This is a genomic window from Aquaticitalea lipolytica (assembly GCF_014641635.1).
GTDB lineage: Bacteria > Bacteroidota > Bacteroidia > Flavobacteriales > Flavobacteriaceae > Aquaticitalea > Aquaticitalea lipolytica.
Genome location: NZ_BMIC01000001.1, coordinates 379,945 through 393,023, shown reverse-complemented (window position 1 = coordinate 393,023; position 13,079 = coordinate 379,945). Strand labels below are relative to the sequence as shown.

Here is a 13,079-nt window from a genome sequence, read left to right as displayed (position 1 = left end):
TTATTTTAAACTATGTTCTTTTTGAGTGTATATGTTTTTATTTGATATCATATTATTTATGACTTCAGCTACTTCATAAAAATTATCTAATTTCTCTTTTGAGATACTATTTTTAATAGTGTCATTGAATGTTAAAACTTTTTCTCTAGAGTAAGCTCTTTTTTCTTTACCAAAATCGGTAAGAAAAATTAATACTCCACGACCATCTTCAGGATTAGGTTTTCTAATAATTAATCCGCGTTCTTCCATCATTTTAAGCGTACGAGATAGGCTAGTAGCTTCCATTCCCATTTTTGGGCCAAGTGATGTTGATGGTGTTCCTTTTTCTGGGTCAATACTAAGCAAAGCAAAACCAGTTGCCATAGTACTTTCGAACTTTGCTGCTTCTTCGTTGTACATTTTTGTAACAGCTAACCATGTGGTTCTCAGTACGTAGTCGATGGTTTTGTCTTTCATTGTATATTTTTTGGAAAGTCAAATATACAAAAATTTATTATGCACGCATAATAAATTTTAAAAAATTAACTAAGATTTAAAGACAAAAAAACTCCTTAAAAGAATAAGGAGATAAGATATTATGAGCGATATATTTTTTCGATAAGATTATGATATTTCTCTTTTATGATTTTTCGTTTCATTTTCATAGTAGGAGTAAGATGACCATCATCTATTGACCAAATATCTGGTGTTAGCTCGAATTTTTTAACTTGCTCCCACTTTCCAAAATGAGTGTTAGCGTAGTCTATTTCTTTTTGAATACGATTCTTAACTTCTTCAGATGAAATAATTGAAGCATTGTCCGTTTTGATATTTTTGTTTTTTCGTTTAATCCAATCTTTTATAAATTCAAAATTTGGTTGAATTAGTGCAGCTGGCATTTTTTCGCCTTCACCAATAACCATTACTTGCTCAATAAATTGAGATTGTTTAAATTGATTTTCGATTAATGCAGGAGACACATATTTTCCGCCTGATGTTTTAAACATTTCTTTTTTGCGGTCAGTAATTTTTAAAAAGCCATCTGAACTTACTTCACCTATATCACCTGTATGGAAATAGTCACCTGTCATTACTTCTGCAGTTTTTTCAGGGTCTTTATAATAGCCTTGCATGATGTTAGGACCTTTCACTAATATTTCACCGTCTTCAGCAATTTTAACTTCTACATTATCTATAACACGACCAACAGTACCAATTCTAAAACCTCCATTGCGTTGATCGTTTACAGAAATTACTGGCGATGTTTCAGTAAGTCCATATCCTTCCATAATTGGCATTTGTGCCGCAGCAAAGGTTCTGGTTAAACGAGGTTGTAATGCTGCACTACCAGATACCATTAAATCTAAATTTCCGCCTAAACCAGCTTTCCATTTACTGAAAATTAATTTTCTTGCCAATTTAAGTTGTAGTTCGTACCACCATCCATTAGCTCCATAAGGCTCATATTTTAAACCTAAATTAACTGCCCAAAAGAAAAGTGTTTTTTTAATTCCTGTAAGGTCGCTTCCTTTTGCTATGATTTTATCATACACTTTTTCATATAAGCGAGGAACAGCTGTCATAACATTTGGTTTAATTTCAGCTAGATTTTCACTCATCTTTTCAATTGATTCTGCAAAATATATTTCTACACCACAAAATTGATATAAGTAAAGTATCATTCGTTCAAAAACATGACAAACTGGTAGAAAACTCAATGCTTTAGATTTACCATAATCAAACGGAACGCGTTTTTCACTATCTAAAACATTAGATACTAAATTGCTATGTGACAGCATAACACCTTTTGGTGTTCCTGTTGTTCCTGATGTATAAATTAAAGTGGCTAAATCACTTGGTTTTACTGCATTTTTTCTTGCTTCAACTTCGTCTTGATTGTTTTTGTCTTTTCCAAGTTCTAAAACCTCTTTCCAATTTTTTTCTCCAGAAATATCATCAAACGTATAAACTCCTTTTAATTTAGTATTACCTTTTATAGCATTAAGCTTTATTAATACTTCCATATCTGAAACAAAACAATAAACAGCTTCAGAGTGATTTAATATGTACTCGTAATCTTCTTCAGAAATGGTAGGATATATTGGAGCATTTTGAGCTCCAATTTGTAAAATACCAATATCTAAAATGTTCCATTCGGTTCTATTTGTGCTAGAAATGATTGCTATTTTATCATTAGGTTGTACTCCTAATCGCAGTAAACCTCTACTTATTGCGTTGGCTTGATTTACATATTCTTGTGATGAAATAGAATGCCATTTCCCATTATATTTAGTGGTAAACGCCTTTTTTAAATTGAATTTTTCTAGTTGATAATATGGAAAATCAAAGATTCTGGTAATGTCTGTCATTAGTTAGTAAGAGTTTTGAAGTGCTGCAAAATATGAAATTAAAGACGATTTTCAAACGAAAGAACAAAAAAGGAGCTGCAAATGTTTGCAGCTCCTTCGATTCGGGAATATTTGTTGAATAAATATAACCAAAACCCTATTAATAACTAACTAATAACTAATAAATAAAACTTTTATAACCCTTATAATTAAGTTTATTTAAGGTTTTTTTTATTCAGTTTAAAATTAAGTACAATAAAAAGGATAGTATTGTAAAAAATCGTAATTATTATTCTTTTAAATATTTTTTAATAAGTGGATACTCCTTTTTGAAATAAGCTTTTGGAGTTTCTTTCATAAATAAAGTGAAGTCTTTTGTGAAATGTGATTGGTCATAATAGTTATACATATAAATTAAATCTTTTAGATTTATTACTTGGCTTTGATACTTTTTCATCAATTTTAAAAAGCGATATTTACGTATATACTTACCAGGAGTTAAGCCAACTATTTTTTTGAATTGTGTTTCTAAAGTTTTTTGCGAAATTAATAACTCATCTACTATTTCGCCAACATTTAGTAACCCTTCTTTAGCTTTAATTTGCTTTATAGCATTATCAATATGCTCTGTATTTTTGTCGGTTTTTAAAGGATAAGTGCCAAAAAAAACGCTTAGCTTTTGTGAAATTTTTTTAGAAGAATTACTGGATTTTAAAACTGTGCTAATTGAATTATAAAAGTCTGTATTATAATCTTTTAATAGCACATGCTTGTTTTCGAATTTTGAAATGTCAGTTTGAAGTATCTTGTATAAAGCTGTAGGATGAAAACTTATACCAAATGATTTTGATTCACTATTTACAATAAATTGATAAGATCTGAAAAACTGACCAGATAGCATTAAATCTTCAAGTTGTGTTTCTTTTTTTCTAAAAACAGATTTTTGATCTCCTTTTATTATATGAGTTATGTTAGTAAACTCTAATGGTAAAATTAAAGACTGAAATGGAACTGACGAATCTGAAAAAGATAACTCAAAGTATTCTTCTACTATATGTGGTATTTTATTATTATCGAAATACGTAAGATTCATTATTGTCTTTTAGTAGAAAGAAAAATAATGTTTTTCTTTTAAAACACTTCACTTTTATTGAATAAATTAAGCTATTCGAAGCTATTATAATTAATAAATACTTTGCAGTTTGGAAGTGTTTCTTTAAGTTGAATAACTCTTTCAAAATTGAATTCGTCGCTTTCTTCTGAAGACAAATAAAGTTCTTCTAGGTTAGGTAAATCTTTTAGAATCGTAATGTCGTTCAGTGATATGTTGGTCTTCATTAAATTGAGTAGTTTTAATTCTCTTAAATTATTAATGTAAGTCAAACAGGTATTTGTAATTTGTTTAGAACCTTTAAGTTCTAATTTTTCGACATGTTTTACAGTACTAATAAGTTTTATGCCTTCATCAGTAACATCTGTATTCTCTAAATCGAAAGCTCTAATGATTGATACTCGTGAGGTTACATAAAGAAGATAATCGTCATCTAAATCTGAATCTATTGACACAATGCCTTTCATTTCTTGAGGAATATCTGCCAATTTCTCTATACGATAATGACGTTGCCAGAATTTTTTTTCTGTCTTGGTGAGTAATGCCATTTTGTTTTTTCTTATTGTAATGTTTTAAATGGTTTCAAATAAACGAAGGTATTTGATTCTACTGCATTTAATTTTATTTAATCTGTTTTTGCATAAATTAAGATAGCATTCAAAATAATGTCATATGTATTTTTTGGTTTTTTTATTTTATATTTTTCATATCGATATTCCATTCTTTTAGAATCATAATCATAAGTAACAGTATTACCATATCCTGCTTTGTTTTTAATATTTACATTCACAGCACCATTATTTAATTGAAGTGAACTAAAACTTTGCTTCGCTATTAAAACACCATCTTTTTCTATAGTGTAATTTCCTGTGTATTCATTATAGTTATAAGTTGTGCCAGCCATATTCGTCGTTCCTGTTTCTGACTTAATATTACTTATACTAATTATGAATCCATCAGAAGTGAGTGTTTGAGCCGATAATATACTAGTGATTAAACATAGGATTATGAGAAAAGCATTTTGTTTCATGATTTTATATTTTAGTTTTTGTGTAATAAAAAATAATCTTCAATTTTGTATCCTTTAAAACAAGTTCATTTGATGTTGTTTTTATGATTTTAAAAATATTATTATCAGCTGTTTCCCATTCCATGAGGAGCTTTTTTTTATCTAGCAAATATTCTCCAGAGAGTGATTTTTCAGAATCTATTGAGGTATTATAAAAAGCACTGTTAGGCTTAAATTCTAATGAAGTGAGATAATATTTGTCAAAAAGTAATTTAGCTTCAGAGTTTATTATTTCTAAATCTTCAAGTATTGATTGTTGCTCATCTGTAAGTTGTTCATATAAAGCTGCTTTAAAAATGTTTAACAGCTGCTCTTTGTTGTTTTCAGAATCATCAGTAACCATATTTTTAAAACTCACTTTTTGTAATTGCCAGTGTCCTACAAGTTGAATTTTATTTTGAGCTGTTGCTGATAAAATTGAGAAACAACCTATGAAAGCTATAATTATTAACTGACGAAAAAAAAAATGGTTAAATGATGAAGGATGATGTTGAAGTTTGTTCATCTGTAATTAACATTATCTTTATTAAAATTGTAATAGAAGTTTGATGCAAAACAAATAACAACAAAATTCTTACAGAAAACAATACCTATAAGTGCGTATATTTTGTAAAGGAAATTTATATAAGTCCCTGGAGAATACTCTTCTTTATTAATTCTACCGAGTTTTTACAGCCCGATTTTTTACCAATATTATTACGATGTTTTTTTACAGTTCCTTCACTAATATGTAGTTTTTCAGCAATTTTTTTGTTTGAATATCCTTCGGAAATACATTTAATAATTTCTATTTCACGTTTGGTATAAGTAATATAGTGACCAAAATTTGGAGCTATATCTATATTCATATAAGATGGAAAACCATTAAGTCCAATTAAAGAAATTTGGTTGGTGTTTATTTTAGTTAAATGATCTATACAAGTGTGGATGTTTAATGATTTACCAAAACGACCAGACTCATCAACAGTAAGAATTATAGCTTGATGATTTAGTAACTCAAAGTTGCCGTTTTTCATTCTACTACGAAAAGAGAAATTCGTTTTGTAATTTAAAATGTTTTCTTTTCCAATGTTTTTATATAAAAAGTCAATATTAGCAGCTTCTGCTTGAGATACAAACTCAATATCATCTGGATGAATACTTCTTAATATATCATCAAAAGTTACAGTATCAGGGTCAAAACCATGTATATCGTATATAGATGGGCTTACATTAGATAGTGACATGTCGAAAAAATCTATTATGTAATAGTAAAAAGGACCTACACTAATAATCGAGCTAATTAATTCTTCAAAGTCTAATTTTGGTAATGTTGTGTTTTGAATAGCAGTTTTCTTTCCTTCATCCCAAACATTCTTGAGTTTATTAATTTCATTACTCATATTATGAAATAGATAATTGTAATATCCTTAATGAAATTTAATACAAAACAAGATAACTCTTACAAAATGCAATGTGTTTTTATATAAAAAATGCATCCTTTTTTAAGATGCATTTTTACTTATTTGTTTTCCAGCCATTTACGAGCATTTACAAATGCTTCCAGCCAAGGCGAAACTTCGTCTTTTCTGCCTTTTGGATAGTTTGCCCAATTCCATTGAAAAGTAGAACGCTCAATATGAGGCATAGTTACTAAATGTCTTCCTGTTGTATCGCACATCATAGCAGTATTAAAGTCTGAGCCATTTGGATTATGAGGATATCCTTCATAGCCATATTTTGCTACTATATTATATTTATTTTCTTCTAGCGGAAGTTTAAACTTTCCTTCACCATGACTTATCCAAACACCTAAAGTAGTTCCTGCTAAAGTTGATAACATTACTGAATTATTCTCCTGAACTTTTACAGAAGTAAATGCACTTTCGTGTTTATTAGAATCGTTATACGTCATTTTTCCATGAACTTGGTGTTCTGGATTAATAACTTCTAATTCCATAAATAATTGGCAACCATTACAAATACCAACAGAAAGCGTGTCTTCTCTTTTAAAGAAATTCTTTAAAGCAGTATTTGCTTTTTCATTATATAAAAATGCTCCTGCCCAACCTTTTGCAGAACCCAAAACATCACTATTTGAAAATCCACCAACAGCACCAATAAACTGTATGTCTTCTAACGTTTCACGACCAGAAATTAAGTCTGTCATATGAACATCTTTAACATCAAAACCTGCTAAATACATGGCATTTGCCATTTCGCGTTCAGAATTAGAACCTTTTTCACGAATTATTGCAGCTTTGGGTTTTGGTTTGTTTGAATCAATTACTGGTAGTTTTCCTGTAAAATGATTTGGGAATGTATATTGTAAAGGTTGATTTTTATAATTATCAAAACGATCTTTTGCTAAACCATTAGCTGTTTGTTTTTGGTCGAGTAGGAAAGAGGTTTTAAACCACATATCTCTTAAACGAGATACTGTCATTGTAAAGACTTCATTGTGATTAATCACGCTTAACGTGTCACCTTCAACAACTTTACCTATGTTGAAAAATTCAACACTAGCTTTAGTTAATATATTTTCTACGGAATTATCTTTTGCCTGAAAAACGATTCCAGAGTTTTCAGCAAATAGAATTTTAAAGGAGTCTTTTTGATTTAATGCAGTAATATCTAATTCTGCTCCAAGATTTGTGTCAGCAAAGCACATTTCTAAAAGCGTAGTAATTAAACCTCCTGAAGCAACATCATGTCCTGCAACAATTTTATCATCTTTAATTAATTGCTGAATGACATTAAATGTAGATTTTACAAAGCTAGAATTAGTAATTGTAGGCGTATCGTTTCCAATTTTATTTATTATTTGAGCAAATGAACTTCCTCCTAATTTAAAATCATCTTGAGATAAATTTATGTAATAAATAGGTCCTGAATCCTTTTGAAAAACAGGCTCAACAACTTTAGTGATATCATTACAGTTTGCAGCAGCAGAAATAATTACTGTACCTGGAGAAATCACTTCTTCGTTAGGGTATTTCTGTTTCATAGATAAAGAGTCTTTACCTGTTGGGACATTGATTCCTAAATCTATTGCATATTCAGAGACTGCTTGTACTGCTTCATATAAACGCGCATCTTCACCTTCATTTTTACATGGCCACATCCAGTTTGCAGATAATGAAACCGATTGTAAACCTTCTTTTAAAGGTGCCCAGATAATATTTGTTAATGCTTCGGTAATTGCATTTCTACTTCCTGCAGTTGGATTGATTAATCCTGAAATAGGAGCGTGGCCAATTGACGTTGCAATACCTTCTTTACCTTTATAATCTAAAGCCATCACTCCAACATTATTTAATGGTAATTGCAATGGTCCAGCGCATTGTTGCTTAGCAACTTTACCACCAACACAACGATCAACTTTATTCGTTAACCAATCTTTACATGCAACAGCTTCTAATTGTAGTAATTGGTCTAGGTAATCATAAAACTTATTTGTATCGTAAGAAATTCCACCATAATTTCTGTCAACAGTTGTATCTGTCATGATGGTTTTTGGAGAGCTTCCAAACATATCTTCTAATGCTAAATCCATTGGTTTATCACCTTTAGTTTTAGATTCAAAAGTAAAACGTTGGTTACCTGTAACATCACCAACAGTATACATTGGAGAACGCTCACGCTCAGCAATACGATTTAAAGTATCTAAATGTTTTTCGGCAATAACTAATCCCATGCGCTCTTGAGATTCGTTACCAATAATTTCTTTAGCAGATAATGTTGGATCTCCAACAGGTAATTTATCTAAATTGATAAGTCCGCCAGTATCTTCAACTAATTCAGATAAGCAATTTAAATGTCCACCAGCGCCATGATCGTGAATAGACACAATAAAATTTTCATCGCTTTCAACCATTCCGCGTACTGCATTGGCAGCACGTTTTTGCATTTCTGGGTTTGAACGTTGTACAGCGTTAAGTTCTATTCCAGTTGAAAATTCTCCAGTATCTGCAGATGAAACCGCTGCGCCTCCCATTCCTATTCGGTAGTTTTCACCACCAAGAATAACGATTTTATCGCCAACTTTTGGTTTGTCTTTAAGTGCTTGGTCTGCTTTACCATAACCAATTCCACCAGCTTGCATTATCACTTTATCGAAACCGAGTTTACGAGCATCTTGTTCGTGCTCAAAAGTTAATACCGAACCGCAAATTAAGGGTTGTCCAAATTTGTTTCCAAAGTCTGACGCACCATTACTAGCTTTAATTAAGATATCCATTGGTGTTTGGTATAGCCAAGGTCGTGCTTCCATTTTTTGTTCCCAAGGGCGATTTTCTTCTAATCGAGAATAAGAGGTCATGTACACAGCAGTTCCTGCTAATGGTAATGAGCCTTTTCCTCCAGCAAGTCTATCTCTAATTTCTCCACCAGAACCTGTTGCTGCGCCATTGAAAGGCTCAACAGTAGTTGGGAAATTATGTGTTTCCGCTTTTAAAGAAATTACAGAATCGAAATTCTTAGTTTGATAAAAGTCAGGTTTATCAGCAGTTTTTGGAGCAAATTGTTCAACTCTTGGGCCTTTTATAAATGCTACGTTATCTTTATATGCTGAAACAATATCGTTAGGATGTTGTTTTGATGTTTCTTTAATCATTTTGAAAAGCGATGTTGGCTTTTCAGCTCCATCAATAACAAATGTTCCGTTAAAGATTTTATGACGACAGTGTTCACTATTTACTTGAGAAAATCCAAAAACTTCAGAATCGGTTAGTTTTCTCCCTATTTTTTTTGCTACATTTTCTAAATATTCAATTTCTTCATCACTCAGCGCTAAACCTTCTTTTAGGTTATAAGCTGAAATATCATCAATCTCTAAAATTTCTTCAGGTTGAATATTTATAGTAAATGATTCTTGATTTAACCCTTTGTATTTTTCTGAAATCATTGGGTCATAACCTTTAAAATCTTCAGCTACAGCCTTAAATTCTTCAATACGAATAATGCCTCCAATTCCCATGTTTTGAGTAATCTCAACAGCATTGGTACTCCAAGGTGTTATCATTGCTGCACGTGGACCAACAAAAAAAGCATCGAGAGATGCTTGTTCTATTTTTGGTTGGTTGCCAAATAACCATACTAATTTATTGATGGTTTCAGTTGATAATTCTTTTGTTGTTTGAACAGCAAATACCTTGCTGCTTGCGTTTCCAAAGAAATGAATCATTATGTACGAGTTTGTGTTGTTGAATTGAAAGTGCAAATTTACTTTTTTTCAACGTATTTTCATCTAAATATCTAAAGGAAAATTTAGAGTTATTCACTATGTTTTAAACATAAAAAAAGCGACTCGAAAGCCGCTTTAGTTTTAATTTTTAATTAGTTTTTTACTAATTGTTGTATTGTTTTGTGTGATTTTCATAATGTAAACACCACTACTTAGTTGTTCTGTATTTATTTCAGATGAATCATTTATAACTTTAACAAGTACTTTTTTTCCTAGGATGTTATAAATTTCTATAGAGGTTACATTAGGCGTTTTTAAATTGATATATAATGAACTTTTTACAGGATTTGGATATATTTTAAAATTATCAGAATTAAAATTATCTATACTTAATGTCTGATTATGAGAACCTAAATCTGAACAAGTGTCCTGTGCAAAAGAATTCCACTCATTAGCATTGTAAGTGATTACAGGAGTTGTGATTTCTGGTTTTCTAACTAAAGTAACATTTTGAGCAAAGTTACTACTGCTACCCAATACACCAATCATGTCTATTAAAACATCATTTTTAAATAAACCAATAGCATCATTTCCGTTAAATGTTAGGACACTGTTACTTGTTGAATTATCAACAACACCTGTACATACAGCTAAAGATGAATTAGCTACAACATAAACATCAGAACTTGAAATTGATGCACCTCCAGGGAAACTATAAGGACTTCCCCAAGTGCCAGAGCCATTAAAACTTGCTTTAATTGTATAAATGGATAAGTTTACTGAAGCACCAGTAAAATTAGCAATTTCCAAAGCTTTATTATTACTTCCGCCTTCCATATATTCTGAAAAGAAAAGTTCAGTAGAGTTGCCAGCAGAACCATTGTTAGTTGTTGTTTCACAAGCTTGATTACTAAACCCAGATTCATTTCCAGCAGCATCTTTAGCTTTAACATCAAAGCAATATAATGTATCTGGTAACAATCCTGTAACAGTAAATGAATTTGTGGCTGAATTTGCTAAATATGTAGCATCCATATAAACATCATATGATGTTACACCAATGTTATCTGTAGAAGCTGTCCAATTAAGATTAATTGTAGTATCTGTAGGGTTTGATGCAACTAAATTAGTCGGGTTTGATGGAGGTGTTGTATCTGGAGTTATGTTCCAAATCATTGCAACATATTCAGGATGATCAACAAAAGGATTTCTATTTCTTTGATCTAGATTATAATAAATGTTATTATTTCTGTCAATCTCTTTTTGTGAAACAGGATCATTTTGATGCCAAGTTAATAAAATGCTTAAAAAAGTATTATCAAAAACTTTATCACTGCTACCATCAAACATTGCATAGGCAGACCATGCACTTATTTGATTTTCATAACGAGTAGCAAAATAAAAATAAATACGTGCAACATCACCTTTAAACTCATCAATAGGTTCGAAAACAATACCTGTATAACCAGCAGAATAACCACTGTCGAGGTTATTTCCAAGTTTAGAACCATTTAAAGTTGGGTTTGTAATTCCATTTTGCGACACTAATTGGGCATCATTTACTTTACCAAAAGGGTAATTGCTTCTAAAACCGTTTACACGACCATCTGTAGGTAATAAATGATGTGCATCGCTGTACATTGGTGTTTGAGATCCAAATACAGATTGAGGAATTATGTGTTCTTTATTATAACAATCACCTTCACCAGAATAATTACCACATTCATTAGTAATAGGAGTAAACGTATAAGGATCTGGCCCTGTTGGGTTTTCAGAATAAATATCTAAAATTTTATTACTTTGTCCAGCATCATAATAAAAATCTCTTTCGTAAGTTGCATTAAAGCCATCTAAGGCATTATAACCACGATCTATATGTAGTTGTTCGATTGTATTACTAATCTCAGGATCATCAACATTGTTTATAATTTTATTAAGTTGTGTTTTAAGTGCATAGCCTGTACCTGTTGCATAATCATAATAATTAGCAGGAATTTGAGCAGTCGCATTAATTGAGAATAGTAGAATGAATAAAATGTAAATGTTTTTCATAATAGACTTGGTTTATTTTTTCTTTTCTAACATTGCCATATAAAATCCGTCATAGCCAGATTCGTGTGACAATACTTTTTTGTCTTTTACAAAGGTAAACTCTTTTCCTAATTCTGATGTTAAAAATTGTTCTACTTGTTTCTGATTTTCAGAAGGTAAGATAGAACATGTAGCATAAACAAGTTGTCCACCTGGTTTAACAATTCTTGAATATTGTTGAAGAATATCTTGTTGTGTTTTTTTAATGTCTTCAATAAATTCTGGTTGTAATTTCCATTTCGCATCAGGATTGCGTCTTAAAACTCCAAGACCAGAACAAGGAGCATCGATAAGTACTCTATCAGCTTTATCGTATAATTTTTTAATAACCTTAGTCGATTCTATGGTTCTAGTTTCAATATTAAAAGCACCATTACGTTTTGCTCTGCGTTTTAATTCGTGTAGTTTGTTAGCATAAATATCTAAAGCAATAATTTGCCCTTTATTTTCCATTAAAGATGCAATATGTAGTGTTTTTCCACCTGCACCTGCACAAGTGTCTACAACTCGCATTCCAGGTTCAACATTCATAAACTCTGCAACTAATTGTGATGAAGCGTCTTGTACTTCAAAAGCTCCATTTTTAAAAGCCTCTGTTTGAAATACATTAGCTCTTTCTTTCAGTTTTAATGCATTAGGGTAATCAGGTAAGACATCAGTTTCTATGTCTAAATCAAATAATTCTGCTTGTAATTTTTCTTTAGTAGTTTGAAGTGTATTTACTCTTAAAATCACATCAGCTTGCTGATTTAAAGCAGCCATTTCTTTTGTCCAAACAGCATCACCAAGTTCTTTTTTGCCAAGTTCGTCCATCCAATCTGGAATTGATTCTCTAAATCTTCTTGTTTTAGAAAGCTCATCAAAACGACCTTTAATTTTACGTGTTGGTGTACCTTCAAAATAAGTCCAATCAGGTAATTTAATTCCTCTTAAGGTTGCCCAAACCGCAAATAATCTCCAAATATTGTCTCTATCAAAAGGTTCTTTAACTTCAGCAATTTCGGCATATAATCGTTTCCATCTTACAATATCGTAAGTAGTTTCAGCAACAAAAGCTCTATCACGACTTCCCCAACGTTTATCACGTTTTAATAGTTGTTGTATCACTTTGTCTGCGTATTGACCTTCATTAAAAATCAACATCAATCCATCAATAACTGAAAAACAGAGGTTTCTATGTAATCTCATTGTAAAAATTTAGGATGCAAAGGTACATTAATTACCGTAATTGTTTTTATTTTAAATTATCATAAAATTCTGCACAAGTTTTTTTTAGAAATGGCATCTAAAAATAATTAAGTTTGTAATAAACAACTT

General features: G+C 30.8%; 10 protein-coding genes. All 10 read right to left on the bottom strand.

Translation table 11 applies throughout. From position 1 onward, the window contains the following. Window positions 1-456, bottom strand: a complete 456-nt coding sequence (locus IEW41_RS01780; protein ID WP_188604623.1) for a MarR family winged helix-turn-helix transcriptional regulator — start codon at window positions 454-456, stop codon at window positions 1-3. Window positions 457-575: 119 nt separating this feature from the next. Continuing rightward, a complete protein-coding gene (locus IEW41_RS01775) occupies window positions 576-2,348 on the bottom strand; it encodes an AMP-dependent synthetase/ligase (protein ID WP_188604622.1) in 1,773 nt (590 codons plus the stop codon). A 268-nt stretch (window positions 2,349-2,616) separates the two neighbouring features. Next, window positions 2,617-3,420: a helix-turn-helix domain-containing protein gene (locus IEW41_RS01770; protein ID WP_188604621.1), complete on the bottom strand. Its 804-nt coding sequence runs from the start codon at window positions 3,418-3,420 to the stop codon at window positions 2,617-2,619. A 71-nt stretch (window positions 3,421-3,491) separates the two neighbouring features. Continuing rightward, on the bottom strand, window positions 3,492-3,986 hold the full coding sequence (locus IEW41_RS01765; RefSeq protein WP_188604620.1) for a hypothetical protein: 495 nt from the start codon (window positions 3,984-3,986) through the stop codon (window positions 3,492-3,494). A 77-nt stretch (window positions 3,987-4,063) separates the two neighbouring features. Further along, window positions 4,064-4,342, bottom strand: coding sequence for a hypothetical protein (locus IEW41_RS01760; RefSeq protein WP_188604619.1), 279 nt, complete (start codon window positions 4,340-4,342; stop codon window positions 4,064-4,066). Window positions 4,343-4,472: 130 nt separating this feature from the next. After that, the gene (locus IEW41_RS01755) at window positions 4,473-5,012 is read right to left on the bottom strand and encodes a hypothetical protein (protein WP_188604618.1); all 540 of its coding nucleotides are present in this window, start codon (window positions 5,010-5,012) and stop codon (window positions 4,473-4,475) included. 115 nt (window positions 5,013-5,127) lie between these two features. After that, complete coding sequence (locus IEW41_RS01750) at window positions 5,128-5,889, bottom strand: LuxR C-terminal-related transcriptional regulator (RefSeq protein WP_188604617.1); 762 nt, start codon at window positions 5,887-5,889, stop codon at window positions 5,128-5,130. Window positions 5,890-6,008: 119 nt separating this feature from the next. Beyond that, entirely contained in the window at window positions 6,009-9,671 is a 3,663-nt protein-coding gene (gene purL / locus IEW41_RS01745) for a phosphoribosylformylglycinamidine synthase (RefSeq protein ID WP_188604616.1), read from the bottom strand. A gap of 141 nt (window positions 9,672-9,812) precedes the next feature. Continuing rightward, entirely contained in the window at window positions 9,813-11,723 is a 1,911-nt protein-coding gene (locus IEW41_RS01740) for an endonuclease (protein WP_188604615.1), read from the bottom strand. Window positions 11,724-11,735: 12 nt separating this feature from the next. Next, window positions 11,736-12,950: an RsmB/NOP family class I SAM-dependent RNA methyltransferase gene (locus IEW41_RS01735; RefSeq protein ID WP_188604614.1), complete on the bottom strand. Its 1,215-nt coding sequence runs from the start codon at window positions 12,948-12,950 to the stop codon at window positions 11,736-11,738. Window positions 12,951-13,079: the final 129 nt, after the last annotated feature.

Excerpts from the sequence above, each read along its gene's own strand:
- IEW41_RS01780 (WP_188604623.1), bottom strand. The coding sequence starts at position 456 with ATGAAAGACAAAACCATCGACTACGTACTGAGAACCACATGGTTAGCT.
- IEW41_RS01775 (WP_188604622.1), bottom strand. The coding sequence starts at position 2,348 with ATGACAGACATTACCAGAATCTTTGATTTTCCATATTATCAACTAGAA.
- IEW41_RS01770 (WP_188604621.1), bottom strand. The coding sequence starts at position 3,420 with ATGAATCTTACGTATTTCGATAATAATAAAATACCACATATAGTAGAA.
- IEW41_RS01765 (WP_188604620.1), bottom strand. The coding sequence starts at position 3,986 with ATGGCATTACTCACCAAGACAGAAAAAAAATTCTGGCAACGTCATTAT.
- IEW41_RS01760 (WP_188604619.1), bottom strand. The coding sequence starts at position 4,342 with ATGGCTGGCACAACTTATAACTATAATGAATACACAGGAAATTACACT.
- IEW41_RS01755 (WP_188604618.1), bottom strand. The coding sequence starts at position 5,012 with ATGAACAAACTTCAACATCATCCTTCATCATTTAACCATTTTTTTTTT.
- IEW41_RS01750 (WP_188604617.1), bottom strand. The coding sequence starts at position 5,889 with ATGAGTAATGAAATTAATAAACTCAAGAATGTTTGGGATGAAGGAAAG.
- purL (WP_188604616.1), bottom strand. The coding sequence starts at position 9,671 with ATGATTCATTTCTTTGGAAACGCAAGCAGCAAGGTATTTGCTGTTCAA.
- IEW41_RS01740 (WP_188604615.1), bottom strand. The coding sequence starts at position 11,723 with ATGAAAAACATTTACATTTTATTCATTCTACTATTCTCAATTAATGCG.
- IEW41_RS01735 (WP_188604614.1), bottom strand. The coding sequence starts at position 12,950 with ATGAGATTACATAGAAACCTCTGTTTTTCAGTTATTGATGGATTGATG.